The sequence below is a fragment of the Ancalomicrobiaceae bacterium S20 genome (assembly GCA_040269895.1).
Taxonomy (GTDB): domain Bacteria; phylum Pseudomonadota; class Alphaproteobacteria; order Rhizobiales; family Ancalomicrobiaceae; genus Methyloraptor; species Methyloraptor flagellatus.
On sequence record CP158568.1, the window covers coordinates 4768018 to 4793724 of the forward strand.

Consider the following 25707-nt stretch of genomic DNA (forward strand, 5'->3'; position numbering starts at 1 on the left):
ATCTTCGGAGGGAGCTACGTCCATGCGTCTGTCGCAACTCATCGATCCGCGCGGCGAGCGTCGGGTCGCCGCCGTTCTCGACGACGGCTCCGCCGTCTTCGTGCCGGGTGCCGCTTCGGTCTTCGCGCTGGCGCAGGAAGCGATCGCGCAGTCGCGTGGGCTCGCCGATCTGGTCGCCGCGCGCGTCGCCAGCGCGCCGGCCGAGCCCGTCGATCTCGAGGACGCCTATCGCGACGGCCGCATGCTGGCGCCGCTCGACCATCCCGATCCGGCCCATCTCTATGTGACCGGCACCGGCCTGACCCATCTCGGCAGCGCCGAGGGGCGGGACAAGATGCACAAGGATCTCGCCGACCAGGCGAAGCTCACCGACAGCATGAAGATGTTCAAGAAGGGCATCGAGGGTGGCAAGCCGGCGAACGGTGCGGTCGGCGTCGCGCCGGAGTGGTTCTACAAGGGCGACGGCTCGACCGTCGTGCCGCCGGGCGGCACGCTGCCGTCGCCGTCCTTCGCGCTCGACGGCGGCGAGGAGCCGGAGATCGTCGGCCTCTATGTGATCGGTCCGGACGGCACGCCGTGGCGGATCGGCTTCGCGCTCGGCAACGAGTTCTCCGATCACGTCACCGAGCGGGAGAACTATCTCTACCTCGCGCATTCGAAGCTGCGCGCCTCGTCCTTCGGACCCGAGGTGCTGCTCGGCGCGCTGCCGGCGCATATCTCGGGCATGTCGCGGGTGATCCGCGACGGCGGCGTCCTGTGGCAGAAGCCGTTCCTGTCGGGCGAGGACAACATGTGCCACGCCATCGCGAACCTCGAGCACCACCACTTCAAATATTCGCTGTTCCGCCGCCCGGGCGACGTCCACGTGCATTATTTCGGCACCGCGACGCTCAGCTTCTCGGACGGCATCGTGACCCGGCCGGGCGACGTGTTCGAGGTGTCGGCGCCGCCCTTCGGTCTGCCGCTGCGCAACCCCTGGGCCGTCGCGGCCGCGCCGGCCGGTGGCGTCAAGGCGCTCTGAGCCGATCCGAGACTTGCTATTCCTTCGGCCGGGCTGTTCAGTCCGGCCGATCCCGTTCGAGGGCCACCCATGGCCCGCACCGCTTCCGAGAGGACGAACCGATGACCGCCGTCGCCAAGAACTTCATCGCCGGTGAATGGGTCGAGGCCCACGAGGCCGCGCCGAACCTGAACCCCTCGAACATCGCCGACACGCTCGGCGACTACGCGCGCGGCTCGGCTGCCGATGTCGATGCCGCCGCGGCGGCCGCCAAGGCGGCGTTCCCGGCCTGGTCGCGTACGACGCCCTATGCCCGGCACGAGATCCTGAAGAAGGTCGCGACCGAGATCTTCGCCCGCAAGGAGGAGCTCGGCCGGCTCCTGTCGCGCGAGGAAGGCAAGACGCTGCCGGAGGGTATCGGCGAGGTCACGCGCGCGGGCCAGATCTTCGAGTTCTTCGCCGCCGAGACCATCCGGATCGCCGGCGAGACGCTGCCGTCGGTGCGCCCGGGCATCGGCGTCGACGTCACCCGCGAGCCGCTCGGCATCATCGGCATGATCACGCCGTGGAACTTCCCGATCGCGATCCCGGCGTGGAAGATCGCGCCGGCGCTCGCCTACGGCAATTGCGTGGTGTTCAAGCCGGCCGAGCTGGTGCCGGGCTCGGCGCATGCGCTCGCCGAGATCATCGTGCGCGCCGGCGTGCCGGCGGGCGTGTTCAATCTGGTGATGGGCAAGGGCTCGGTCGTCGGCCAGCGCATGCTGGAACATCCCGACATCGCGGCGATCTCGTTCACCGGCTCGGTGCCGACCGGCCGGCGGCTCGCCGCCGCGGCCATCCAGGCCGAGCCGATGAAGAAGATCCAGCTCGAGATGGGCGGCAAGAACCCGCTCGTCGTGCTCGACGACGCCGATCTGTCGATCGCGGTCGAGTGCGCGGTCAACGGCGCGTTCTACTCGACGGGCCAGCGCTGCACGGCGTCCTCGCGCCTGATCGTCACCGAAGGCATCCACGACAGGTTCGTCGCGGCCATGACCGAGCGCCTGTCGAAGCTCGTCGTCGACGACGCGCTGAAGAGCGGCACGCAGATCGGCCCTGTCGTCGATCAGAGCCAGCTCGATCAGGACCTGCGCTACGTCGAGATCGGTCGCCAAGAGGGCGCCAAGCTCGCCTTCGGCGGCGAGCGGCTCAACCGCGAGACCGAGGGCTTCTACATGGCCCCGGCGCTGTTCGTCGAGGCGACCAATCAGATGCGCATCAGCCGCGAGGAGATTTTTGGGCCGGTCGCTTCCGTGATCCGGGTCAAGGACTACGAGGAAGCGCTCGCGACGGCCAACGACACGGCCTTCGGCCTCGCTTCGGGCATCTGCACGACCAGCCTCAAGTACGCGACGCACTATCGCCGCAACGCCGAGGCCGGCATGGTCATGGTCAACCTGCCGACCGCCGGAGTCGACTTCCATGTGCCGTTCGGCGGCCGCAAGAGCTCGTCCTACGGGCCGCGCGAGCAGGGCTCCTACGCCCGCGAGTTCTTCACGCAGGTCAAGACCCAGTACACGCTCGCGTGATCGCTGTGCCCGAGGCACGCGTTTCGCGCGCGTGGGCGATCGGGTGATCGATGATCGCTAGAGACTTGAAACGGCTCGAATCCGTGCGGATTCGAGCCGTTTTGCGTTGCCCGGCCTTGTCGGTCGGAGCCCATGGCGGGTCCGTAGAAACCATATCGGTTCAAGTATGGATAGTTGCCGAATTCGTATTTGACAGTTATCGGAATTCCATGAACCTTCGGGCTCGATCCATGCACCTCGGGCGGGGCGCTCGGATCGCCGCCGGAACGCGTCGGTATCGCCGTCCGCGTATTCAATCGATTCTGGAGCCGCAGCCAGGACGTCCAAAAAGCCCGGTCAGACAACCGGACCCAGAATTCGAGGCGGGTCGAACCCGCTCGGCACTCGGCTAGGGAGAGAGACCAGTGAAGATGATCAAATCCGCCATCGCGGCGCTCGCATTCGGCGCGCTCGCGCTCGCCTCGGGTGCCCAGGCTCAGGACAAGGGCACCGTCGGCATCGCCATGCCGACCAAGTCGTCCGCGCGCTGGATCGCCGACGGCGACAACATGGTCAAGGTGTTCAAGGACAAGGGCTACGGCACCGACCTCCAGTACGCCGAGGACGACATTCCGAACCAGCTCGCCCAGATCGAGGGCATGATCACCAAGAAGGTGAAGGTGCTGGTCATCGCCGCCATCGACGGCACGACCCTGACCTCGGCGCTGCAGAAGGCCAAGGACGCCGGCATCAAGGTCATCGCCTACGATCGCCTGATCCGCGGTTCGGAGAACGTCGACTACTACGCGACCTTCGACAACTTCCAGGTCGGCGTGCTGCAGGCGCAGACGCTCGAGAAGGCGCTCGGCCTCAAGGACGGCAAGGGTCCGTTCAACATCGAGCTGTTCGCCGGCTCGCCGGACGACAACAACGCCACCTTCTTCTTCAACGGCGCCATGTCGGTGCTGAAGCCCTACATCGACTCGGGCAAGCTCGTCGTCCGTTCGAAGCAGACCGCCTTCGACAAGGTCGCGACGCTGCGCTGGGACGGCGCGGTCGCGCAGGCCCGCATGGACGCGATCCTGTCGGCCTACTACGGCAAGGACAAGGTCAACGCCGTGCTGTCGCCCTATGACGGCCTGTCGATGGGCATCATCTCGTCGCTGAAGTCGGTCGGCTACGGCACCAAGGACCAGCCGCTGCCGTTCGTCTCGGGCCAGGACGCCGAGGTGCCGTCGGTCAAGTCGATCATCAAGGGCGAGCAGTATTCGACCATCTTCAAGGACACCCGCGAGCTCGCGAAGGTGACCGCGAACATGGTCGACGCGGTCCTGCAGGGCAAGCAGCCCGAGGTCAACGACACCAAGACCTACGACAACGGCAAGAAGGTGGTTCCGTCCTACCTGCTGAAGCCGGTCGCGGTCGATGCCACGAACTGGAAGGAAATCCTGGTCGGTTCGGGCTACTACAAGGAAGATCAGCTGAAGTGACCTGACCCTTCGGCCTTTGGATCCCCCGCCACTCCGCGATGCCGGCGGGGGATCCCATCTCTTCGGCACAGGCGCCAGTCTGTGCCGTTTTTCTGAAGGGCGTCCCGTTCCGCACGTCGTGACTTGCGCGGCGCGGCGATCGGACCCACGATCTCAGTAAAATTGCGTTGTCGCCGGCGCCGGGCCCCGCCCGTCCGGAGACGGCCGCGGGCCGCATGGGACGCGCGTGCGGCGGGGAGGAATTCGGATGGACGCCATCCTCGAAATGCGAGGCATCACCAAGACATTCCCGGGCGTGAAGGCGCTCGAGAACGTCAACCTGACGGTCCGTCGCGGCGAGATCCACGCGATCTGCGGCGAGAACGGTGCCGGCAAGTCGACGCTGATGAAGGTCCTGTCGGGCGTCTATCCGTATGGCTCCTATTCCGGCGACATCGTCTTCGAGGGCGAGGTCCGGAAGTTTTCGGGCATCCGGGACAGCGAGCATCTCGGCATCATCATCATCCACCAGGAACTGGCGCTGGCGCCGCAGCTGTCGATCGCCGAGAACCTGTTTCTCGGCAACGAGATCGCCAAGAACGGCGTGATCGACTGGTACGCGACCACGGCGCGGGCCCGCGAGCTCATGGCCAAGGTCGGGCTCAAGGAGAGCCCGTCGACGCTGATCACCAACATCGGCGTCGGCAAGCAGCAGCTGGTCGAGATCGCCAAGGCGCTCGCCAAGGACGTCAAGCTGCTCATCCTCGACGAGCCGACAGCCTCGCTCAACGAGCGCGACAGCCAGGCGCTGCTCGACCTGCTGCTCGAGCTCAAGGCGCAGGGCATCACCGCGATCATCATTTCTCACAAGTTGAACGAGATCAGCCGCGTCGCCGATTCCATCACGATCCTGCGCGACGGCTCGACGGTCGAGACGCTCGACACCCATGCCGGCGCGATCGACGAAGGCCGGATCATCAAGGGCATGGTCGGCCGCGAAATGAGCGACCGCTACCCGAAGCGGACGCCGAACATCGGCGAGACCATGTTCGAGGTCCGCGACTGGGTCGTGCACCACCAGATCCATCCGGATCGGCAGGTGGTCAAGGGCGTGAACATGCACGTCAAGCGCGGCGAGGTCGTCGGCATTGCCGGCCTGATGGGCGCAGGGCGGACCGAATTCGCCATGTCGGTGTTCGGCAAGGCCTACGGCCAGCGGATTTCGGGCGAGGTGACGCTCGAGGGGCAGCCGATCGACGTCGGGACGATCCCGAAGGCGATCGACGCCGGCATCGCCTATGTCACCGAGGACCGCAAGCACCTCGGCCTGATCCTCAACGAGGACATCCGCTTCAACATCCCGCTCGCGGCGCTGCAGAAGGTGGCGCCGAACGGCGTCATCGATCCGCACGAGGAGACGGTGCTGGCGCGGAAGTTCCGCGAGCGGCTCAACATCCGCTCCTCCGGCGTGACGCAGCTCACCGTCAACCTGTCGGGCGGCAACCAGCAGAAGGTCGTGCTGTCGAAGTGGCTCAACACCGATCCCAAGGTGCTGATCCTCGACGAGCCGACCCGCGGCATCGACGTCGGTGCCAAGTACGAAATCTACACGATCATCCACCAGCTCGCCGACAGCGGCCGGGGCGTGATCGTGATCTCGTCGGAGATGCCCGAGCTGCTCGGCATCTGCGACCGGATCTACGTGATGAACGAAGGTCGCTTCGTCGGCGAGTTCCTCGGCCACGAAGCGAGCCAGGAAAAGATCATGGGTGCGATCATGCGCAGAGAGGACGCCTGACATGAGTTCCGAGGCCGTCACGGCACCGAGGCCGTCCAAAGAGACCCCGTCCTACGCGGGGTTCCTCAAGAACAACATGCGCGAATACGGGATGCTCATCTCGCTGATCGCGATCATGCTGTTCTTCCAGTGGGCGACCGAGGGCCGGCTGTTCCAGCCGGACAACCTGACCAACATCGTGCAGCAGCGCGGCTACATCGTCGTGATGGCGCTCGGCATGCTGCTCATCATCGTCGCCGGCCATATCGACCTGTCGGTCGGCTGGCTCTGCGGCTTCCTCGGCGCTGTCGCGGCCATCCTGATGGTCGACCTGTCGATCCCGTGGTACGTCGCGGTGGTCCTGACGCTGATCGCCGGCGGTGTCGTCGGCGCGGTGCAGGGCGCGGCGGTCGCCTATCTGCGCATCCCGTCGTTCATCGTCACGCTCGCCGGCATGCTGACGTTCCGCGGCCTGACGCTCTACGTGCTCGGCGGCCGCAACGTCGGGCCGTTCCCGAACGAACTGTCGACGCTGTTGACCGGCTTCTTCCCCGAGCAGATCGGCCGCATCAAGGATCCGATCCTCGGTGGTGATGCCACGATCAGCTCGACGTCGCTGATCCTCGGCCTCGCGGTGGTCGGCGCCATGCTCGCCTCGGCGTTCACGGCGCGGGCGAAGCAGGCGAAGAACGGCATGATCACCGAGCCGTTCTTCTTCTTCGCGGGCAAGACGGTGGCGATCGCGGCGATGCTCGCCTACCTCGCCTACCTTTTCGCGACCTACAAGGGCCTGCCCAACGTCCTGGTGATCATGGGCCTGCTCATCGCGCTCTACTCGTTCCTGACCACGCGCACGACCACCGGCCGCCGGATCTACGCGCTCGGCGGCAACGAGAAGGCGGCGCGGCTGTCGGGCATCAACACCGAGCGGCTGGTGTTCCTCGCCTTCGTCAACATGGGTGTGCTGTCCGCGCTCGCGGGCATGATGGCAGCGACGCGGCTGGGCTGGGCGACGCCGAAGACCGGCGACGGCTTCGAGCTCGACGTGATCGCGGCCTGCTTCATCGGCGGTGCCTCGGCCTCGGGCGGCGTCGGCACGGTGCTCGGCGCGGTGATCGGCGCCTTCATCATGGGCGTGATGAACAACGGCATGTCGATGATGGGCCTCGGCATCGACTACCAGTTCATCATCAAGGGCCTGGTCCTGTTCCTCGCCGTCTTCGTCGACGTCTACAACAAGAACAAGGCGTGAGTTGCGTCCGCAAGGACGACGGCACGAACGGGCGGACGCGAGTCCGCCCGTTTTTCGTTCGGGCCATGTCCGGCGGATTAGCGTGAACCCGGCCGGGCCTTGTGTGCTGCGTCGGGTCGGTCGAGGCCGGCCAGGTGACGCGCGCGATAGTCGACCGCGTCGGTCAGGCGACGGTCGAGGACATGGAACATCTTCACGAGCCTGTCTGTGAACACGGCTGCATCCTTCGGGAGCTCCGGATCATCGGGACGGTCGCGCTGCGACCACATCCCTGCCAGGACGGCACGGGCCGCCTGCCGGTGTCGGATCGGCCGGTTCCGGGTCCCTGTCTCCGACGCTCTGCAGCTTGGCCCGAGCGGGCATCAGGTCTCCATGCGGAAAGCGCGCTTCTCGCATATGGGCCGCATAAAGAACGGTCGCCGCGCAAGATGTGCGCCGGGCCGGGAACCGGGCTTCAGCGATCTCCCTTCGGCCGCCAGCGCGTCAGGGTCAGCGCATTGGTGACCACCGAGACCGAGCTCAGCGCCATGGCGGCGCCGGCGAGCGCCGGGGTCAGGTAGCCGAGCGCGGCGAGCGGCACGCCGATCACGTTATAGGCAAAGGCCCAGAACAGGTTCTGACGGATCTTGGCCCAGGTCGCGCGCGCGATCTCGATCGAGGCGGGGACGAGACGCGGATCAGGGCGCATCAGCGTCACGCCGGCGGTCTCCAGTGCGACGTCGGCGCCGGTGCCGATCGCGATACCGACGTCGGCGGCGGCGAGCGCCGGGGCGTCGTTGACGCCATCCCCGACCATGGCCACGATCCGTCCGCCACGCCGATAGGCCTCGACACGCACCGACTTCTGTTCCGGGCGGACCGGACCTTCGAAACCATCTAGACCGAGCTTTGTCGCGACCGAGCGGGCGACCGGTTCGGCGTCGCCGGTCAGCATGCGGGTCTCGATGCCGCGCGCCTTCAGCGCCGCGACGGCCTCCGCGGCCTCGGCGCGAACCGGATCGGCGAGCGCGACGAGGCCGAGCGCCTCGCCGTCTCGGGCGACGGCGACCACCGTCTTGGCCGCGCCTTCGAGCCGGGTCTTTTCGCGCGCGAGCAGGCGCAGGTCGACGCCCTCCTCGGCCATGAAGGCCTCGTTGCCGATCACCACGCGCCGGCCGTCGACGGTCGCGCCGACGCCGCGGCCGGTGAAGGAGCGGAAGCCTTCGGCGCGGGCGAGCGGCAGGCGGCGCAGCTCGGCGGCGGCGAGGAAGGCGCGGGCGAGCGGGTGCTCGCTGGCCGCCTGCACCGAAGCGGCGAGGCGCAGCATCTCGACGCCGTCGGTGCCGAGGCCGACGATATCGGTGACGGCCGGATGGCCTTCCGTCAGCGTGCCGGTCTTGTCGAACACCACGACGTCGACCGCGTGGGCACGCTCCAGTGCCTCGATGTCCCGGATCAGGATGCCGGCCTTCGCGGCGGCACCGGTGCCGGCGACGAGGGCGGCCGGCGTCGCGAGGCCGAGCGCGCAGGGGCAGGCGATGACGAGCACCGAGACGGCCGCGACGAAGGCCGGCTCGACCGTGCCGCTGACGAACCACCACGCGCCGAAGGTCGCGGCCGCGATCGCGACGATGGTCGGCACGAACACGGCCGAGACCTTGTCGACCAGCTTCTGCACCGGCGCCTTGGCGATCTGCGCCTGTTCGACCAGGCGGGCGATGCGGGCGAGCGTCGTGTCCTCGCCGATCGCGCGGACCGTGACGATCAGCGCGCCGGAACCGTTGATCGTCCCGGCGGTCACCTTGTCGCCCGGGCCGCGGGCGACCGGCACGCTCTCGCCGGTCAGCATCGCCTCGTCGATCTCGCTGCCGCCTTCGCTGACGATGCCGTCGACCGGCAGCCGCTCGCCGGGACGGACCAGCACGGTGTCGCCGGCGCGCAGGGCATCGACCGAGACGGTTTCGGTCTGCGCGCCATCCGGCCCGTCGATGACCCGCGTCGCGGTATCGGGCCTGAGCGCCATCAGCTTGGAGATCGCGGCGGAGGCCGAGCGCTTGGCGCGGGCCTCCATCAGCTTGCCGAGCAGGATCAGGGTCAGGATCGTCGCCGAGCCCTCGAAATAGAGATGGCCCATCGCGTGATGGCCGAGCCGGAGCGTCATCACGGTGCTGAAGCCCCAGGCCGCCGTGGTGCCGAGCGCGACCAGCACATCCATGTTGGCGGAGCCGCCGTTGAGCGCCTTGAATGCGCCGCGGTAGAAGCGCCAGCCGGCGATGATCTGCACCGGCGTCGCGAGCGCGAGCTGCGTGAGCGGCGACAGGAGATGATCGGCGCCCAAGGCCATCGCGATCATCTCGGCGACGAAGGGCAAGGTGAGCAGCGCCGAGATCGCGAAGACGAGCAATGTCTGCCGCTCTTCGGCGCGGCGGGCGGCGGCGGCCTCTTCCATCGCCTGCCGACGGGCGCGCGCCTCATGGGCGCGCGGGCGGGCGCCATAGCCGGCATTCTCGATCGCGCCGACGATCCTGTCCGGTGTGAGGCCAGGGGCGCGAACCTCCGCCGTCTCCAGCGCCAGATTGACGATGGCATCCTCGACGCCGGGCAGGCGCTTCACGACCTTTTCGATCCGCGTCGCGCAGGCTGCGCAGGTCATGCCGGAAATGTCGAACACCAGCGGTTCGGCCGCCGCCTGAGCCGTCGTTGTGCGGGCCGTAGCCCTGTGGGCCGGCCCGACGATCGGCGTCGGCGGGGCGGCGGGCTGACGACCGTTTGCGGGCTGAGGCGAGGCACTGGGCGCGGTCATGGCAATCCCCGACGGCAGGCGCCGGACAGTGGGCGGGTCCTAGAGACGATCGACGGCCCGCGACGGCGGCGTGCGTCGCGAAGCACTCTTTCGCAGGTAGGGACCGCGGTGGCATCGGGTCAAGATCGGCCGTCGCCGAATGTGCCGCGCGGATACCGGCCTGCGTTCCGCGCATGGCGCAACGGATTGCCTTCGACGGTCGTGGCCCGCATTCTGCGACCGGCCGAACGGCGCAGCCGACGTCGGCGCCGCCGCGGGAGGAAGTTGATGGACGACAAGACGATAAGGCCGGTCGGACCGCAGGTCGACGGCTGGGTGGAGCGTTCGCGGCCGGTGCGGACGGCGAAGGAGGGCATCCACACCCGGCTCGAGCCGCTCGACGTGGCGGCGCATGGCGCGAGCCTCTGGCGCGCGGTCGACGGCCACGATGCGGTCTGGACCTATCTCGCTTATGGCCCGTTCCCCAACGAGGCAGCCTTCATCGAGTGGCTGAAGGGCCGGGCCGAGCTCGCCGATCCGCTCTATTTCGCCGTCGTCGACAAGGCGACCGGCCGGTCGCTCGGCTGCATCACGCTGATGGAGCAGCGGCCCGCGGTCGGCGTCATCGAGGTCGGCCATATCTTCTTCTCGCCGGACCTGCAGAAGACGCCGATCGCCACCGAGGCGATCGCGCTCGCCGGCCGGCATGTGTTCGACGAGCTCGGCTATCGCCGCTTCGAGTGGAAGTGCGACAGCCTGAACGCGCCGTCGCGGGCGGCTGCGCTGCGCTTCGGCTTCGCGTTCGAGGGCATCTTCCGCAAGCACCTGATCGTCAAGGGTCGCAACCGCGATACGGCCTGGTTCGCCATGACCGACGACGACTGGCCGAAGATCGGCGCTGCCTTCGACGCTTGGCTCGCGCCGGCGAATTTCGATGGGGGCGGCGTGCAGCGGCGCCGGCTGGCGGAGATCCGCGACGGACTTTGATCTCATCTCGACAAAGCGCCATGCGACGAAGATCGCGGGCGCGACAGGGCCGGAGCAACCGGCCGACATTGGAGGAGACGCATGCATATTCTGATCATCGGCGCCGCCGGCATGGTGGGCCGAAAGCTGGTGGCGCGGCTGCTCGCCGAGGGCGAAGTCGGCGGGCGGGCGATCACGGCGATGACGCTCGCCGACGTGGTCGTGCCGCCGCGGCCCGAAAATCCGCCGTTCCCAATCGTCGCGACCGCGTCCGACATTTCGACGCCGCACGAGGCCGAGCGGCTGATCGCGCCGCGGCCGGATCTGATCTTCCATCTCGCGGCGATCGTCTCCGGCGAGGCGGAAGCGGATTTCGACAAGGGCTATCGCATCAATCTCGACGGCACACGGCTCTTGTTCGAGGCGATCCGCGCGCAGGCCTCCTATCGGCCGCGCGTGGTGTTCACCTCGTCGATCGCGGTTTTCGGCGCGCCGTTCCCGGAGGAGGCCCGCGACGGCGCGACCGTCGATCTGCCGATCCCGGACAGCTTCCATCTGACGCCACTGACCTCCTACGGCACGCAGAAGGCGATCTGCGAACTGCTGCTCGCCGACTATTCCCGGCGCGGCATCTTCGACGGGATCGGGATCCGGCTGCCGACGATCTGCGTGCGTCCCGGCCTGCCGAACAAGGCGGCCTCGGGCTTCTTCTCCGGTATCATCCGCGAGCCGCTCGCGGGCAAGCCCGCCGTGCTGCCGGTGCCGGACAGCGTGCGGCACTGGCATGCGAGCCCGCGCGCGGCGGTCGGCTTCCTGATGCATGGCGCGACCATCGATCTCGAGGCGGTCGGGCCGCGGCGCAATCTCACCATGCCCGGCCTGTCGGTGACGGTGGCCGAGCAGATCGAGGCGCTGCGCCGCGTCGCCGGCGACGCGGTCGCAGCCCGGATCGAGCGCGTCCCGGACGAGACGATCATGCGCATCGTCGCCGGCTGGGCGCGCAGTTTCGACGCCAGCCGCGCGACCGCGCTCGGGTTCCGCGCCGAGACGAGCTTCGAGGAGATCATCCGCGTGCACATCGAGGACGAGCTCGGCGGCACGTTCGTGGGGTGATGACTTTGTGGGGCAGGGTCAGTCGAGGTTGTGAAGGTCGCGCGCGCCGTCGAGGACGCGCGCGATCTTCACCAGGTCGGCTTCAGCGATGTAGAGCTCCAGCCAGCGCTCGCAGACCAACGAGCGGGCGCCTTCGGCAATCTCGGGTCTGAGGCGTCCCATGTGAGGATGGGAGGCCAAGGCTGCGGCGCGGCGCTCTATGCGGGCACCGATGGTGTCGGCCGTCGCGGCGCCGGAGTGCTCGGCGATCCAGAGCCAGATTTCCGCGATATCGTTGCGGGCCTTGGCGGACCAGACGACGGCCGGCATGATTATCCCCGTTCGGAGAGCTTGCTGCGACCTTCCCGCCCGATTTCGGCGAGATCGAGCGGACGAAAATCACCGCTTGCGAGGCCCTCGGCCCAGGCCTCACGAAGAAAACGCAGCTTCTCCGCTTCGAGGTGATCTTGCCGTTCGAGGAGGCGTAGCGCCTCCCGCACAACTTCGCTCGAGGAGGTGTAGCGACCGGATTCGACCTTTGCCTTCACATAGTCCGCCAGTTCGTCGGTCAGGGAGACGTTGAGGTTCATGATGCCTTCTCCTGCCGGCCATCGTGGCATCAGCCACAGGCCTTGGCAAATTTAGGCATCAAGCCTTGCACTTCACACCCTCGCCGCCGGCAATGGCGTCCGGCCGCGGATCAGGTCCGCGGCCTTTTCGGCGATCATCATGGTCGGGGCGTTGGTGTTCGACGAGTTCACACGTGGCATGATCGAGGAGTCCGCCACGCGCAGGCCGTCGATGCCGCGGACCTTCAGGTCCGGGGTCACGACCGCCTGATCGTCGACGCCCATCTTGCAGGTGCCGGCCGGGTGATGGTCGGTCTTGGCGTGCCGGCAGCCGTAGTCGAACAGTGCCTCGTCGCTCATCCGTTCCGGACCGGGCAGGCGCTCGCCGAGCACGAAGGGCGCGAGCGCCTTCTGGCGGACGATCTCGCGGGCGATCTTCAAGCCCTCGATCGACATGGCGCGATCGTAGGGATCCTCCCAATAGTTAGGGTCGATCAGCGGCATGGCGCGCGGATCGCTGGAGGCGAGCCGCACCGTGCCGCGCGAACGCGGGCGCAGGAAGGCCGAGTTCAGTGTCATGCCCGGATTGGACATTTTCGCCACGCCCGCCTCGATGCCGGAGCCTTGGCCGAAGTGGAACTGGATATCGGGCGAGCGCGCGGCCTTGTCGGCGTACCAGAAGCCGCCGGTTTCGAACAAGGACGAGGCGACCGGGCCGCGCTTGAACAGCAGGTACTGCAGCCCGGCCCAGGCGCTGCGGTGCCACTTGGCGTAATTGTCGTAGGTGTGGTCGCCGGTGCATTCTGCGATCACGAACAGGTCTAGGTGGTCCTGCAGGTTCGAGCCGACGCCCGGCAGGTCGTGCAAGGGCGTCACGCCGACCGAGGCGAGGTGGTCGGCCGGGCCGATGCCGGACAGCATGAGCAGCCGCGGCGAGCCGATCGCGCCGGCGGTGACGATCACTTCGCGGGTCGCGGTGACGATCTCGGTCGCGCCGCCCGTGGTCGGCGCGATCTCGACGCCGACCGCGCGGCCGTGTTCGATCACCACGCGCAGGATCTGCGTGCCGGTGCGCACCGTGAGGTTCGGCCGCTTGCCCTCGATCGGGCGCAGATAGGCCATCGCCGCTGAGGAGCGGCGGGCGTTCTTCTGGGTCAGCTGATAGGGGCCGACGCCGTCCTGCACCGCGCCGTTGAAGTCGTGATTGTAGGGGATGCCGTATTCCTGCGCGGCGCGGAAGAAGGCATCGCAGATCGGCAGGGTCGCGAGCGGGTTCGACACGCCGAGTTCGCCGCCATAGGCATGGTAGGCATCGACGAAACTCTGGTTGTCCTCGCCGCGCTTGAAGTAGGGCAGCACCTCGGCGTAGGACCAGCCGGCGCAGCCGTGCTCGGCGGCCCATTCGTCATAGTCGGCGCGGTTGCCGCGTGTGTAGAGCTGGGCGTTGATGGTCGAGCCGCCGCCGATCACCTTGGCCTGCGTGTACCAGAGCACGCGGCCCTGCATGTGGCGCTGCGGCACCGTCGACCAACCCCAGCTCGCGATGCCCTTGGTCATCTTGGCGAAGCCGGCCGGCCAGTGGAAGAACGGGTGATTGTCGCGGCCGCCGGCCTCGATCAGCAGGACCGAGACCGCCGGATCCTCGGAGAGCCGGTTCGCCAGCACGCAGCCGGCGGGGCCGCCGCCGGCGATGATGTAGTCGACCATGGTTTCCTCCCGCGGGTTTTCCCGTGGCTGTTCTTGTCTGGTCAGGTCGGCTCAGAGCCGAGGCAGCGCCAGGCCGCCGTCGACGTCGATCACCGCGCCGGTCGAGAAGCCGAAGGCGCCCGAGGCGAGGCTCGCGACCGCGCGCGCGACGTCCTCCGGCAGGCCCCAGCGGCGCTCGGGCACGAGGCCTCCGTCGATCAGCCGGTCGTATTTCTCGGTGACCGGAGCGGTCATGTCGGTCTTGATGATGCCCGGCCGGACCTCGAAGACGCCGATCCCGGTGCCGGCGAGCCGAAGCGCCAGCGCCTTCACGAACATCGACAGGCCGGCCTTGGAGATGCAGTAGTCGGTACGCTCCGGCGAGGCGGCGGCGGCGCTGACCGAGGTGACGGTGACGATCGAGCGCGGCTGCGGCGTCGCCGGTGCGGCGAGCATGCGCCGGGTGATCGCCTGGGTGAGGAACACGGTGCCGCGCAGATTGACATCCAGGACGGCATCGAAATTTGCCGGCAAAAGATCGAGCAGGTCGCCGCGTACGACGGCGCCGCGACCGGCATTGTTGACCAGGCAATCGACGTGGCCGAGCGTCGCGAAGATCCGATCGAGCGCGCGGCCGTGGGCGTCCAGGTCGGCGAGATCGAAGGTCTCGGCCGCGACCGTCGCGCCGAGACCGCGCAATTCGCCGATCGCGGCATCGAAGATCGCATCGTCGACCGCGTCGGTGATGGCGAGATCCCAGCCGGCGCGGGCGAGGTCGCGGGCGATCGCGAGGCCGATGCCGCGGCGGCCGCCGGTAACGAGCGCGACCGGCTTGGTGGAGGCCGTTGGCCGAGGTCCGGTCATGCAGCGAACTCCGTCCGGGCGATGTGATCGGCGGCGCGCAGCGCGAAGGCGGCGACGGTCAGCGCCGGATTCACCGCCGCGCTGGTCGGCAGCACGCTCGCGTCGACCACGAACAGGTTGTCGTGGTCGAAGGCGCGGCCGAACGGATCGAGCGGGGCGGTCGCGGGATCGTTGCCGATGCGGATCGTGCCGCACTGGTGCGACGGCGTGCGCCGGTCGAACGGCTTGGTCAGCACGATCGGGTAGCCGGCGGCGCGGAAACGCTCGCGCATGGTCCGGATCAGGCCTTCGTGGGCGGCCCAGTTGGTGCGGCGCCACTGCAGCACGATGCGCCCGCCGTCGAGCCGGACGCGGCTCTCGGGCTCGGGCAGGTCCTCGCTCATCAGATACCAATCGACCGCGCGCGATGAGACGGTCCGGAGCGCCCATTCCGGCACGCGCGGCATCTGGCCTTTCAAGATCGGCGCGGTGACGCGGCCGAGCAGCTGCACATTGCCGAGCGGCCGGCCGCCGCGGCCGTCGCCGTCGTAGAAGTCGTTGATGCCGAGCGTCTTCTGATAGACGCTGTCGTTGCGGCTCCGCGGGTCGATCGCGAGCATGGCCGAGGAATTGTGGTTCATGAAGTTGCGGCCGACCTGATCGGAGCGGTTCGCCAGCCCGGTCGGGCAGGCGCCGTTCGCCGAGGCGAGCAGGATCGCGGCGGAGTTGACCGCGCCGGCCGCGAGCACCACCAGTCGGGCGCGCACGCGCCTGCGTTCACCGCGATGCTCGACCTCGACGGCTTCGATCCGTCGTCCGTCCGGGCCGATCAGGAGGCGCAAGGCCTTGGCGTGGGTGACGAGGGAGACGTTCGACGTGGCCAGGGCGGCGGCTAGTGCGCAGGTTTCGGCGTCGGATTTGCCGGTGCGCGTGTCGGGATAGGCGTCCCAGGGCGTGGCGGCGCGCTTCAGCCAGCGATCGATGTCGACGCCGAGCGGCAGCGAGAAGGGGTGAGCCCGGTCGCGGCCATGCGGGCGCGGACGCGGGCGATCGCCGGTTCGTCGGGCACCGGCGGTTCGGGAAAGGCGCTGCTCCGCGCTGGCTCGGTCGGGTCCTCGCCCGCACGGCCGCGGACCCGGTAGAGCCGTTCGGCGGCGCCGTACCAGGGTTCGAGCGCGGCATAGGGAAACGGCCAGGCCGGCGACACGCCGCCCGGATGTTCGACGGCTTCGAAATCGCTCTCCCGGTAGCGGATCAGCACCGCGCCGTAGAACTTCGAATTGCCGCCGACATAGTAGTAGTTGCCGGGGTTGAAAGGCCGGCCGTCCTCATCGAGCCATTGCTCGCTCGGGCGATAGTGGCCGCGCTCAAAGATCGCGCGGGAGTCGCGCGTTTCGGGCGTGTCGAGGAGCTGGCCGCCGCGCTCGAGGATCGTGACGCGCGCGCCCTTGCCCGCCAGCCCGGCGGCGAGCGTGGCGCCGCCGATGCCGGAGCCGATGATCAACACATCGGTTTCGTCCGGCAGATCGGCCGAGACGAGCGGTAATGTCGGGCGGGCCGCATCGGTCATCTCAGCGGTCCTCGAACAGCGCCTTGCGCTTTTCCCGGAAGGCGGCGACGCCCTCGGCGAGATCGGCGGTGGTGGCGACCAGACTGCCGGCGAGTGCCTCGATGGCGGCTTCGGTCTCCTCGCCTTCCGCCGCGTTGATCAGGCTCTTCACCACCTGCACGGCGATCGGCCCGCGCGCGGCGATCGTCTCGGCGAGCGCGAGGCCTTGCGTCAAGCCGTCGCCCTTCGCGGCGACCGCATCGACGAGACCCTGGGCGAGCGCTTCGTCCGCGCCGATCATCTCGCCGGCGAGCGCCATGCGCTTGACCGTTCGCGAGCCGAAACGGCGGACAAGACGCTGGGTGCCGGACCAGCCCGGCGTCATGGCGAGGCCGGTCTCGGGCAGGCCGAGGCGGGCATGGACTTCTGCCACGATCAGGTCGGCGCAGCCGGCGAGTTCGAGGCCGCCGCCGAAGGCCGCGCCGTTCAGGACCGCGATCAGCGGCTGGCGCAGCCGGGCCAGCCGGTCGAACACGCGGTGGCCGTCGCGGATCCAGTGCCGGCCGAAGCCGATCGGATCGAGCCCCGCCCAGGCCTCGATGTCGCCGCCGGCGGAGAAGGCCTTTTCGCCGGCGCCGGTCAGGATCGCGACGCGCACGGCGCGGTTCCGCTCGGTCGCCGCCACCCAGTCTTCGATCGCCTCGATCATCAAGGAATCGAGCGCATTCAGCTTCTGCGGCCGATCCAGGGTCAGGATCGCGATCGGGCCGCGGATCTCGGCGCGGATGCGGGTCTCGCTCATGCGCCCCTCCCGTCGAGGGCGAGGCCGATCGGGGTGTCGCAGTAGAGCCGGTCCGGCGTTCGTTTCAGGTCGTCGGCGACCAGCAGCGGGAAGCCGGCTTGCGCGAGCACGTCGCGCTCGAGATCGATGCCGGGGGCGAGCTCCGTGACCATGACGCCGGCGGGCGTCAGCTTCATCACGCAGCGCTCGGTGACATAGGTGATGTCCTGGCCCTGCGCGACGCCGCGCGCGCCGGAGAACGACACATGCTCGACCTCCGGCACCAGCTTCCGGACCTTGCCTTCCTTGTCGATCCGGACCGCGCCGTTCTCGATCGCGAGTTTGGCACCGGCGTTGAAGTAGCCGGAGAACACGATCTTCTTTGCCCGCGCCGTGATGTCGACGAAGCCGCCGGCGCCGGCCGTCACATGCGGGCGGGCGGTGAGGCGGGAGACGTTGACCGAGCCGAAACGGTCGATTTCCAGGAACGACAGGAGCGAGGCGTCGAAGCCGCCGGCCTGGAAGTAGGTGAACTGATAGGGGCTCGGCACGATCGCCTCGGCGTTGGAGGCGCAGCCGAACTGGAAGTCGGTGAGCGGCACGCCGCCGACGGCGCCCTGTTCGATCACCCAGGTGACGTCGCCGTGCCGGCCTTCCTCGATCAGGATGCGCGGCACGTTGGCCGAGATGCCGAAGCCGATGTTGACCGCCGAGCCGGCGGTCAGTTCCAGTGCGACGCGGCGGGCGATGACCTTGCCGATGTCGAAGGCCGGCGTCTCGAAACTGTCGAGTGGCCGGAAGATCTCGCCGGAGATCGCGGGTTCATAGACGGTTTGGGTCGTCTGCATCTGCTCGGGCGCGACCACGATATGATCGACCAGGATGCCCGGCACATAGACCTGCTGCGGTTTCAGCGTGCCTGCCTTGGCGAGGCGCTTCACCTGCGCGATGACGATGCCGCCGTTGTTGTGGGCGGCGAGCGCCTGATCGAGCGGCCCGAGGAAGGCGCCCTCGTGCTCATAGGTGAGATTGCCCCGCTCGTCGGCGGTGGTGGCGCGGATGATCGCGACCTGCGGCGTGATCGCCGGAAAGTAGAGCCATTCCTCCCCCTCGAAGTCCTTCACCTTCACGACCGGCTTCGCCGCCGCGGTCGCGTTCATCGCGCAGCCGTGCCGGCGCGGATCGACGAAGGTGTCGAGGCCCACTTTCGTGAGCACGCCCGGCCGCTTGGCCGCGGCCTCGCGATGCATGTCGAACAGGATGCCGGAGGGGATGTTGTAGGCCTCCACCTGATCGGCGCCGATCATGCGCCAGATCGCCGGCGGCTCGGCGCTCGACGGGCCGGAGGGGTAGGAGCCGGCGAGCACGCGGGCGAGCAGGCCGGGGCGGGCGATGTGGTCGATGCCCTTGATGCCCCACATGTCGCCGGCCGCGATCGGGTGCAGCGTGGTCAGGCCGCGCGGATGCGCCTCGGCCTCGAAGCGCCGGCCGATGGCGGCGAGAACGGCATCCGGGCAGCCGAGCCCGGAGGAGGAGGAGACCGTGACGACCGCGTGATCGGGGATTAACGCAGCGGCCTCGTCGGCGGATATCAGCTTCGACATGGGATTGGCATTCTCTGTTGCGCGGCGGTTCGACGGCGGGGCGGCAGGGGCGTCGCGATGGCGGCGCGGGCCGCCCTGCCGCGACGCCCCGATGCTCAGCCGATCTTCACCGTCCGCCCGGTCCGCGCCGCCTCCAGGGCGGCGAGGCCGAAGGCGAGCGACTTCACGCCGTCGAGGCCGGTGGCGCTCGGCTGGCCCTCGCCGCGGATCGCGGCATGGAAAGCACGGACGGCGCGGGCGTAGAGGCTCTCGTGCTCGAACGGCAGCGCGCGCTCGCCGTCCCTGGTCCGGAGCAGGACCGAGCCGATCGGGCGCTGGGTCATGACGTCCCGCGCGATCAGCGAGCCTTCAGTGCCGTGCACCTCGAAGCCGGTGCCGGCGTAGCGGACCGTGAAGGCGTCGTGGGTCTGGGCGAGCAGGCCGGAGGCGAAGCGGACGGTGGTCATCACCATGTCCTCGAGTCCGCCCGAGGCCATGCCCGACGCCTGCACCATCGCCGCGACCTCGACGGGATCGTCGGCGAGGACGAAGCGCAGCGTGTCGCAGTCGTGCACCGCGATATCGACCGTCACGCCGCCGCCGGCGTTCGGATCGTGCAGACGCCAGCCCTGCAGGTGCTCCGGCAGGTAGACCGCATGGAAGACGCGCGCGGCGAGCGGCCGGCCGATCAGGCCGTCGGCGATTGCCTGGCGCATGGCGCGGTGCGCGCCGGCATTGCGCAGGTGATGGTTGGTCGCCATCACCACGCCGGCGGCGCGGCAGGCCTCGACCATGGTCTGGGCGTCGGCGACGGTCATGGCGAGCGGCTTTTCGGCCAGCACATGCTTGCCGGCCCTGGCCGCGGCGAGCGTCTGCGGCAGGTGCAGTTCGTTGGTGGTCGAAATGTAGACCGCGTCGATGTCGGCGCCGAGCAGGTCGTCGAGGCTCGTGGTGGCGCGCGGGATGCCGTTGCCGGCCGCGAAGGCGCGGCCGCGCTCCGGGTTCGTGCTCATGACGGCGGCGATCTCGCCGCCGGCCTCGCGGATCGCGCCGATCATGTGCTCGCGGGCGATGGTCGAGGCGCCGATCAGGCCCCAGCGTGTCGTCGACATCGGCATTCCTCCCTCTCAATCGGCCCGTTCGAGCGGGCTTCAATTTGCCGGCAAAGTTCTAGTCGATGCCGGTCGTTCCCCTCGCGGCCGCGGCCGCGCGGTGGGTGCCGCAGCTCTCGCGCACGACCAGATCGACCTCGCCGACCGCTTCCTCGATGCGGCCGTCGCCATGGATCATGCGCAGCACGGCATGGGCGGCGCGCTCGCCGAGCGCCTGGGTGTCGACCGCGACTGTGGTCAGCGGCGGCCGCACATGGGCGGCCTCGCGGACGTCGTCGAAGCCGACGATCGCCATGTCGCGACCGACGGTGAGGCCGCGGCGGCTCAGCCGGTCCATGGCGCCGAAGGCGACGACATCGTTGAAGCAGAGCGCCGCGGTCGGCGGGTCGGCGCGCTCGAGCAGGCGGTCGATCGCGTTCGCGCCGGTCTCGCGCGTCGTCGGGCCCTCGATGACCAGTGTGGGGTCGAGGCGCAGGCCGGCGGTCTCCAGCGCGGCGCGGAAACCGCCGGCGCGCTCGACCTGCGCGGTCATGTCGGAATGGCCGCCGATGAAGGCGATGCGTCGATGGCCGAGCGCGATCAGATGCTCGGTCGCATGGCGGGCGCCGCGATGGTTGTCCGGCACGACGGTCGAGATCCGCAGCCCCGGCACGCGGCGCATGGCGAGCAGCAGCGGCACGCGACCGACCAGCGGCTCGAGATCGGCCGCCCTGGTGCCGCGCGCCGGGCAGACGATCAGGCCGGCGATGTCGTGCTCGCGCATCGACTTCAGCACATCGGCCTGCCGGCGCGGGTTCTCCGCCGTGTTGGCGAGGAAGGGCACGAAGCCGGCGGTCTGCAGCACGCGCTCGATGCCGACGGCGAGTTCGGCGAAGAACGGGTTGGCGAGGTCGTTGATGACCATCCCGACGATGTTCGACCGCGCCGAGCGCAGCCGCGCCGCACCGCGATTGTAGACGTAGCCGAGCCGTTCGGCGGTGGCGAGCACGCGCTCGCGCGTCTCGGCCTTCACGGTCGGGCTGCCCTGGAGCACCAGCGAGACGGTCGACTTCGATACGCCGCTCGCCGCGGCGATGTCGATCATCGTCGCCTTGCGGGTGGTCATGTCGATCGTGTCGTCGCTCGCCACAGCGGGCTACCTTGGTTGGAAAATGGAACGTTCCAGTTCGTAGATCCGATTGTCTCTGCCGTCAAGCGCAGCAGGCAGCCATCAGGATTTGACAAACTGGAACGTTCCAGTACGGTCCGCTCGCAAAGCGCCGAAAGAGCGGAGGAAGCCCCATGTCGTCGCAGCGCCTGTCGAGCACGATCCTGCTGCCACGCGCGGATCGCAGCCTCGTGCCCTTTACGGTTCCCGACACGGTTTCCTTGCCGCCGAACGATCCTGCGCTCTGGCCGCGTGTCGCCTATGCGGCGGCCCATGTGGTCGCCGATCCGGTCGGGACCGCGACGCCATGGTCGAGCGCAGCAGGCGTGGCGGCGGTCGACTGGGACGCGACGCTCGCCTACCGACGGCATCTGTGGTCGCTCGGCTTCAAGATCGCCGAGGCGATGGATACCTCGCAGCGCGGCATGGGGCTCGACTGTCCGACGGCGCGCGAGCTGATCGGACGTTCGCTGGCGGAGGCGCGGACGATCCCCGGCGCCGATCTCGCCTGCGGTGCCGGCACGGACCATCTCGATCCGGCTGACGCACGGACGGTCGACGACGTGATCCGCGCATACGAGGAACAGGTCGGGGCGGTCGAGGGTCTCGGCGGCCGGGTGATCCTGATGGCGAGCCGGGCGCTGGCGCGGGTGGCGCGCGGGCCGGACGACTACATCCGGGTCTACGACCGGATCCTGTCGCAGACCGCGAACAAGGTCGTGCTGCACTGGCTCGGCGCGATGTTCGATCCCGCGCTCGCCGGCTACTGGGGCGGCGCGGACTTCAAGGCCGCGCTGCCGACCGTTCTCGCGATCATCGAGGCGCATCGCGGCAAGGTCGAAGGCATCAAGATCTCGCTGCTCGATGCGCGCTACGAGATCGCGCTGCGCCGCCGGCTGCCGCACGGCGTCCTGATGTTCACCGGTGATGATTTCAACTACCCGGAGCTGATCGCCGGCGACGAGGCCGGCGCCAGTCACGCGCTGCTCGGCATCTTCGACGCGATCGCGCCCGTGGCCGCCTCGGCGCTGACCGCGCTCGGACGCGGCGATCGCGCGGGCTTCGATCGGCTGCTCGCGCCGACGGTGCCGCTGTCGCGCACGATTTTCGAAGCGCCGACCCAGTTCTACAAGGCCGGGGTCGTTTTCCTCGCCTGGCTCAACGGCCACCAGGACCATTTCGCGATGATCGGCGGCATGCAGTCCGCCCGCGGCATCGTGCACTATGCCGAGGTGTTCCGCCTCGCGGCCGAGGCGGGCCTGCTCGCCGATCCGGTGCGCGCGACGTCGCGCATGCGCGGGCTGCTTTCCATCCACGGTGTAGCATAGCCGACGATGTGACGTAGTTGCATCGGGGCCGGCGGGCTTGCGATTCGGCGACCGACGCGTGTCTGCGCGTACAAATCCGATCGATATTGAGGAGAATCTCCTGTTTTTGCGGGTTCGTGTGACGCGTCGCTGCGCTCGGGTTCGACTTTTTCTCGATATATATGAGTTGAATGAAGGGGCATGGGGCGGAATTTGCCAAGCAAATGGTGTGAAGTTCGAATTGTCATATTGCTGCAAATAGTCTGACTGTGTCCATGCTGACTTTGCGTCAGGTTCCGCGTTAACCAAGCATCCAGTTTTCGATTGAATTAATGCTTCATTAACCCTCTGATATACCCTCGTTGGTGTACGGGGGCGCATCATGGTCGATCAGTCTGGTATCGAACCCGGGTTCGGACGTCGGTTTCATCCGCTCGGCGACGGCTCCGGGCCGGGTCCGGCGGCGTCGGGCGCCGCGCGATCGGGGCCGCTGCGCCGTCCGGCCGGTCCGCCGCGCAGCGACACCGGCACGATCGTCCTGCACTGGACGATGACCATCGCGATGCTGGTCAGCCTGTTCACCGGACTGCGGATTTCCGCCGACGCGGAGAATTCGGTCTTCGCGAAGTCGCTCAACGCGATCCTGCCGCAGGGCGAGATCTGGACGCCGCATATCCTCTCGGCCCTGACGGTGATCGTCTGCAGCTTCGCCTATGCGATCTATCTGTCGCGCAGCGGTCTCGGCCGGCGGGTCTCGCTCAAGAGGACGCGCGTGTTCGGGCTGGAGGCGGCGCCGAAGCTCTATTGGGGCGCGGTGAACGTGATCCTGCACTGGATCCTGTTCGCCGCGGTGGTGACGCTGCTCGGCTCGGGCGTCGCGCTCTATCTCGGCTATGGCGGACCGGTGGTGACGATCCACTACACCGCCTGTCTGGTCGTCCTCGGCTATATCGTCGCGCATGTGTTCGCCCATACGATGTACGGCGGCCTCGGCCAGCTGTTGCGTCTGTTCCGGCCGGCACCGATCGCGAAGACCGCGGCGCTGAAGGAGCGGCCGCTCGCCATCGCGGCGCTGGTCGGCGTGGTGGTCGCGGGTGGCGCGGCGGCGCTCGACCATGCGACCGGCGAGACGGTGACCTCGGTCCGGATCGCAGCCAATGAGGCGCCGGATCGCGAAAAGCTGCTCGAGGATCCGGTCTGGCGGCGGACGCGGCCGGTGTTCGTCAAGACCATGCAGGGCGCCAATCTCGGCGGCACGGGCACGTCGATGGTCGAGATCCGCTCGGTCCACGACGATGCGCGGATCTGGTTCGCGTTCCGCTGGGAGGATCCGACCCGCTCGATCAAGCGCATCCCGCTGGTCAAGCACGCCGACGGCTGGCACATGATGCATAACAAGGCCGACATCGCCGACGAGACCGCGCATTACGAGGACAAGTTCGCGGTGCTGTTCTCCAAGAGCGCCGGCTTCGGCTCGGGCGGCACGACCCATCTCGGCCCGAACCCGCTGCCGGGTCTGCCGAGCGCGCTCAACAAGCGCGGCTCGCACTACACGACCGACGGCAGCCTCGCCGACATGTGGCAGTGGAAGGCCTCGCGCGGCGGTCTGCTCGGCTATATGGACGACATGTGGTTCTCGACGCCGGTCGCCCCGAACGCCGACCAGATCGCCGGCAAGACGCGCTATCAGGCCGGTTACGACGGCGACAAGGGCCGCGCCTTCTATGTCTACAATTTCGTCGTCGAGCCACCGGGCGGCTTTCGGGGCCCGATCCAGGTCAAGCGCCTGCCGATCGACTGGAAGAAGACCACCGCCAAGCTCGGCAAGGTCGACTTCGCCGACGATGCGAGCGACGACGAGGGCTCGCAATGGTGGATGTTCGAGGACGAGAGCGTGCCCTATTCGAAGGAGCTCGACGATCAGATCCCGGTCGGCACCGTCATTCCGGCCGTGCTGATCATGGGCAAGTACGAGGGCAGCCGGGCCGACGTGCGCGCCTCGGCACGCTGGCGCGACGGGCATTGGACGCTGGTCGCCACCCGCGCGCTCGATACCCACGATGCGCAGGACCTGCCGATGGAAAGCGGTCTTGCGATGTGGGTCTCGGTGTTCGATCACACCCAGACCCGGCACACCCGGCACATGCGGCCGGTCACGCTCGAAATGCGCTGAACCAGGGGGAGCGTCTGTCATGTCCGCACGTCGCACGCTGATCGTGAACGGCAAGACCGTGATCGCCTCCGAAGGCGATACGCTGATCGACGCCGCGCTCGGCGGCCGGATCGTGATCCCGCACGATTGTCTCTCGGGTCAGTGCGAGAGCTGCCGGGTCCAGATCGTCTCGGGCGCGGTCGACGGTCACGGCACCGAGGACCGCGGCAGCGTGCTCGGTTGCATGGCGACGCTCGCCGGCGATGCCGAGATCGCCTTCGATCCGGTGCCGATCCCGCGCAAGCGCAAGGCCGTGGTCGACCAGCTGATCGAACTCGGGCCGGACCTGTTCGAGCTCCGTCTGCGGCTGAACGAGCGGCTCACCTGGCTTCCGGGCCAATATGTCCGGCTCGGCTTCGCCGGCTTTCCGGGGCGCGATTTCAGCCCGACCCAGGGCCACGATCTGCATGCCGAAGAGGACATGCTGGTCTTCCATATCCGCCGCTACCCGGAGGGTCGGGTGTCGAGCGAGATCGGCCGGCGGATCGGCGAGGGGCATGCGGTGACGGTGCGTGGGCCGCATGGCAGTGCGTTCCTGCGCCGGGGCGAGGGGCGGCTCGTGATGGCCTCGACCGGCACAGGCTGGGCGCCGATCTGGGCGATGGCGGTTGCGGCACGGCTCGGCCAGCCGCACCGGCCGCTGACCGTGATCGCCGGCGCGCGCTTCGCCCGCGACCTCTACATGGGGCCGGCGCTCGACTGGCTGGCGATGCAGGGGGCGGAGGTGATCCGCACCGCGTCGGACGGCGACGGCACCGAAATCCGCACCGAACGGCCGGCCGAGCTCCTGCCGGTGCTCGGACCCGCCGATACGGTCCATGTCGCGGGCAATCCCTCGACGGTCGCCGCCGTCCATGCGATCGCCGATGCGGCCGGCGCGGTCTGCCATGCCGATCCGTTCTGGCCGGGGCCGACGCGGCTGTCGTTCGGGGCGCGGCTGAAGGCGCTGCTCGCGCTCGGCCGCAAGGGACGGGCGCTCGCCGAGACCGCGGCGGAGTAAGAGGGCCTAGCGCGGCATCCGATCAGATTGGATCGGATGCCGCTCCAGCCTACT

General features: G+C 68.6%; 19 protein-coding genes and 1 pseudogene. 10 read left to right on the plus strand and 10 right to left on the minus strand.

The window, feature by feature from the left end; translation table 11 throughout:
* The first annotated feature begins 22 nt into the window (after positions 1-22).
* The 5 genes from araD1 to mmsB all read left to right on the plus strand — a co-directional run bounded on the left by araD1 (position 23) and on the right by mmsB (position 7045).
* On the plus strand, positions 23-1021 hold the full coding sequence (gene araD1, locus ABS361_21550) for an AraD1 family protein (GenBank protein ID XBY44557.1): 999 nt from the start codon (positions 23-25) through the stop codon (positions 1019-1021).
* A gap of 101 nt (positions 1022-1122) precedes the next feature.
* Positions 1123-2568 (plus strand): aldehyde dehydrogenase family protein, encoded by a 1446-nt coding sequence (locus tag ABS361_21555; GenBank protein XBY44558.1) that lies wholly within the window; start codon positions 1123-1125, stop codon positions 2566-2568.
* A gap of 404 nt (positions 2569-2972) precedes the next feature.
* Complete coding sequence (gene chvE, locus ABS361_21560; protein ID XBY44559.1) at positions 2973-4037, plus strand: multiple monosaccharide ABC transporter substrate-binding protein; 1065 nt, start codon at positions 2973-2975, stop codon at positions 4035-4037.
* A 247-nt stretch (positions 4038-4284) separates the two neighbouring features.
* Positions 4285-5814: a multiple monosaccharide ABC transporter ATP-binding protein gene (mmsA, locus tag ABS361_21565; GenBank protein XBY44560.1), complete on the plus strand. Its 1530-nt coding sequence runs from the start codon at positions 4285-4287 to the stop codon at positions 5812-5814.
* 1 nt (position 5815) lies between these two features.
* Entirely contained in the window at positions 5816-7045 is a 1230-nt protein-coding gene (gene mmsB / locus ABS361_21570) for a multiple monosaccharide ABC transporter permease (protein ID XBY44561.1), read from the plus strand.
* A gap of 454 nt (positions 7046-7499) precedes the next feature.
* Here mmsB and ABS361_21575 read toward each other — a convergent pair whose 3' ends face one another.
* Positions 7500-9695: a heavy metal translocating P-type ATPase gene (locus ABS361_21575; protein ID XBY44562.1), complete on the minus strand. Its 2196-nt coding sequence runs from the start codon at positions 9693-9695 to the stop codon at positions 7500-7502.
* 399 nt (positions 9696-10094) lie between these two features.
* On the opposite strand from ABS361_21575, the gene ABS361_21580 reads away from it, so the two are divergent.
* The gene (locus tag ABS361_21580) at positions 10095-10793 is read left to right on the plus strand and encodes a GNAT family protein (GenBank protein XBY44563.1); all 699 of its coding nucleotides are present in this window, start codon (positions 10095-10097) and stop codon (positions 10791-10793) included.
* Positions 10794-10874: 81 nt separating this feature from the next.
* Positions 10875-11885, plus strand: coding sequence for a D-erythronate dehydrogenase (gene denD / locus ABS361_21585; protein ID XBY44564.1), 1011 nt, complete (start codon positions 10875-10877; stop codon positions 11883-11885).
* An 18-nt stretch (positions 11886-11903) separates the two neighbouring features.
* On the opposite strand, the gene ABS361_21590 is transcribed toward denD, so the two are convergent.
* The 9 genes and pseudogenes from ABS361_21590 to ABS361_21630 all read right to left on the minus strand — a co-directional run bounded on the left by ABS361_21590 (position 11904) and on the right by ABS361_21630 (position 21092).
* Entirely contained in the window at positions 11904-12194 is a 291-nt protein-coding gene (locus ABS361_21590; protein XBY44565.1) for a type II toxin-antitoxin system RelE/ParE family toxin, read from the minus strand.
* Positions 12195-12196: 2 nt separating this feature from the next.
* Complete coding sequence (locus ABS361_21595) at positions 12197-12454, minus strand: type II toxin-antitoxin system ParD family antitoxin (GenBank protein ID XBY44566.1); 258 nt, start codon at positions 12452-12454, stop codon at positions 12197-12199.
* Between the two features lie 72 nt (positions 12455-12526).
* Positions 12527-14140 carry a GMC family oxidoreductase N-terminal domain-containing protein gene (locus ABS361_21600; protein ID XBY44567.1) on the minus strand — a complete coding sequence of 538 codons (1614 nt, stop codon included), beginning with the start codon at positions 14138-14140 and terminating at the stop codon, positions 12527-12529.
* Positions 14141-14191: 51 nt separating this feature from the next.
* Positions 14192-14983, minus strand: a complete 792-nt coding sequence (locus ABS361_21605) for a 3-ketoacyl-ACP reductase (GenBank protein XBY44568.1) — start codon at positions 14981-14983, stop codon at positions 14192-14194.
* A pseudogene (locus ABS361_21610) lies at positions 14980-16532 on the minus strand (GMC family oxidoreductase). Before ABS361_21610 ends, ABS361_21605 begins: the two are co-directional and overlap by 4 nt.
* 1 nt (position 16533) lies before the next feature.
* Positions 16534-17313: an enoyl-CoA hydratase/isomerase family protein gene (locus tag ABS361_21615; protein ID XBY44569.1), complete on the minus strand. Its 780-nt coding sequence runs from the start codon at positions 17311-17313 to the stop codon at positions 16534-16536.
* Positions 17310-18896, minus strand: coding sequence for an acyl CoA:acetate/3-ketoacid CoA transferase (locus ABS361_21620; protein XBY44570.1), 1587 nt, complete (start codon positions 18894-18896; stop codon positions 17310-17312). The genes ABS361_21615 and ABS361_21620 overlap by 4 nt, the downstream gene beginning before the upstream one ends.
* Positions 18897-18991: 95 nt before the next feature.
* On the minus strand, positions 18992-19987 hold the full coding sequence (locus ABS361_21625; protein ID XBY44571.1) for a Gfo/Idh/MocA family oxidoreductase: 996 nt from the start codon (positions 19985-19987) through the stop codon (positions 18992-18994).
* A gap of 58 nt (positions 19988-20045) precedes the next feature.
* Positions 20046-21092 carry a LacI family DNA-binding transcriptional regulator gene (locus ABS361_21630; GenBank protein ID XBY44572.1) on the minus strand — a complete coding sequence of 349 codons (1047 nt, stop codon included), beginning with the start codon at positions 21090-21092 and terminating at the stop codon, positions 20046-20048.
* A 176-nt stretch (positions 21093-21268) separates the two neighbouring features.
* Here ABS361_21630 and ABS361_21635 point away from each other — a divergent pair, with 176 nt between their 5' ends.
* The 3 genes from ABS361_21635 to ABS361_21645 all read left to right on the plus strand — a co-directional run bounded on the left by ABS361_21635 (position 21269) and on the right by ABS361_21645 (position 25653).
* Positions 21269-22462: a dihydrodipicolinate synthase family protein gene (locus ABS361_21635; GenBank protein XBY44573.1), complete on the plus strand. Its 1194-nt coding sequence runs from the start codon at positions 21269-21271 to the stop codon at positions 22460-22462.
* A gap of 361 nt (positions 22463-22823) precedes the next feature.
* Positions 22824-24614 carry an ethylbenzene dehydrogenase-related protein gene (locus ABS361_21640; protein ID XBY44574.1) on the plus strand — a complete coding sequence of 597 codons (1791 nt, stop codon included), beginning with the start codon at positions 22824-22826 and terminating at the stop codon, positions 24612-24614.
* 19 nt (positions 24615-24633) lie between these two features.
* Positions 24634-25653: a 2Fe-2S iron-sulfur cluster binding domain-containing protein gene (locus tag ABS361_21645; GenBank protein XBY44575.1), complete on the plus strand. Its 1020-nt coding sequence runs from the start codon at positions 24634-24636 to the stop codon at positions 25651-25653.
* Positions 25654-25707 lie beyond the last annotated feature (54 nt).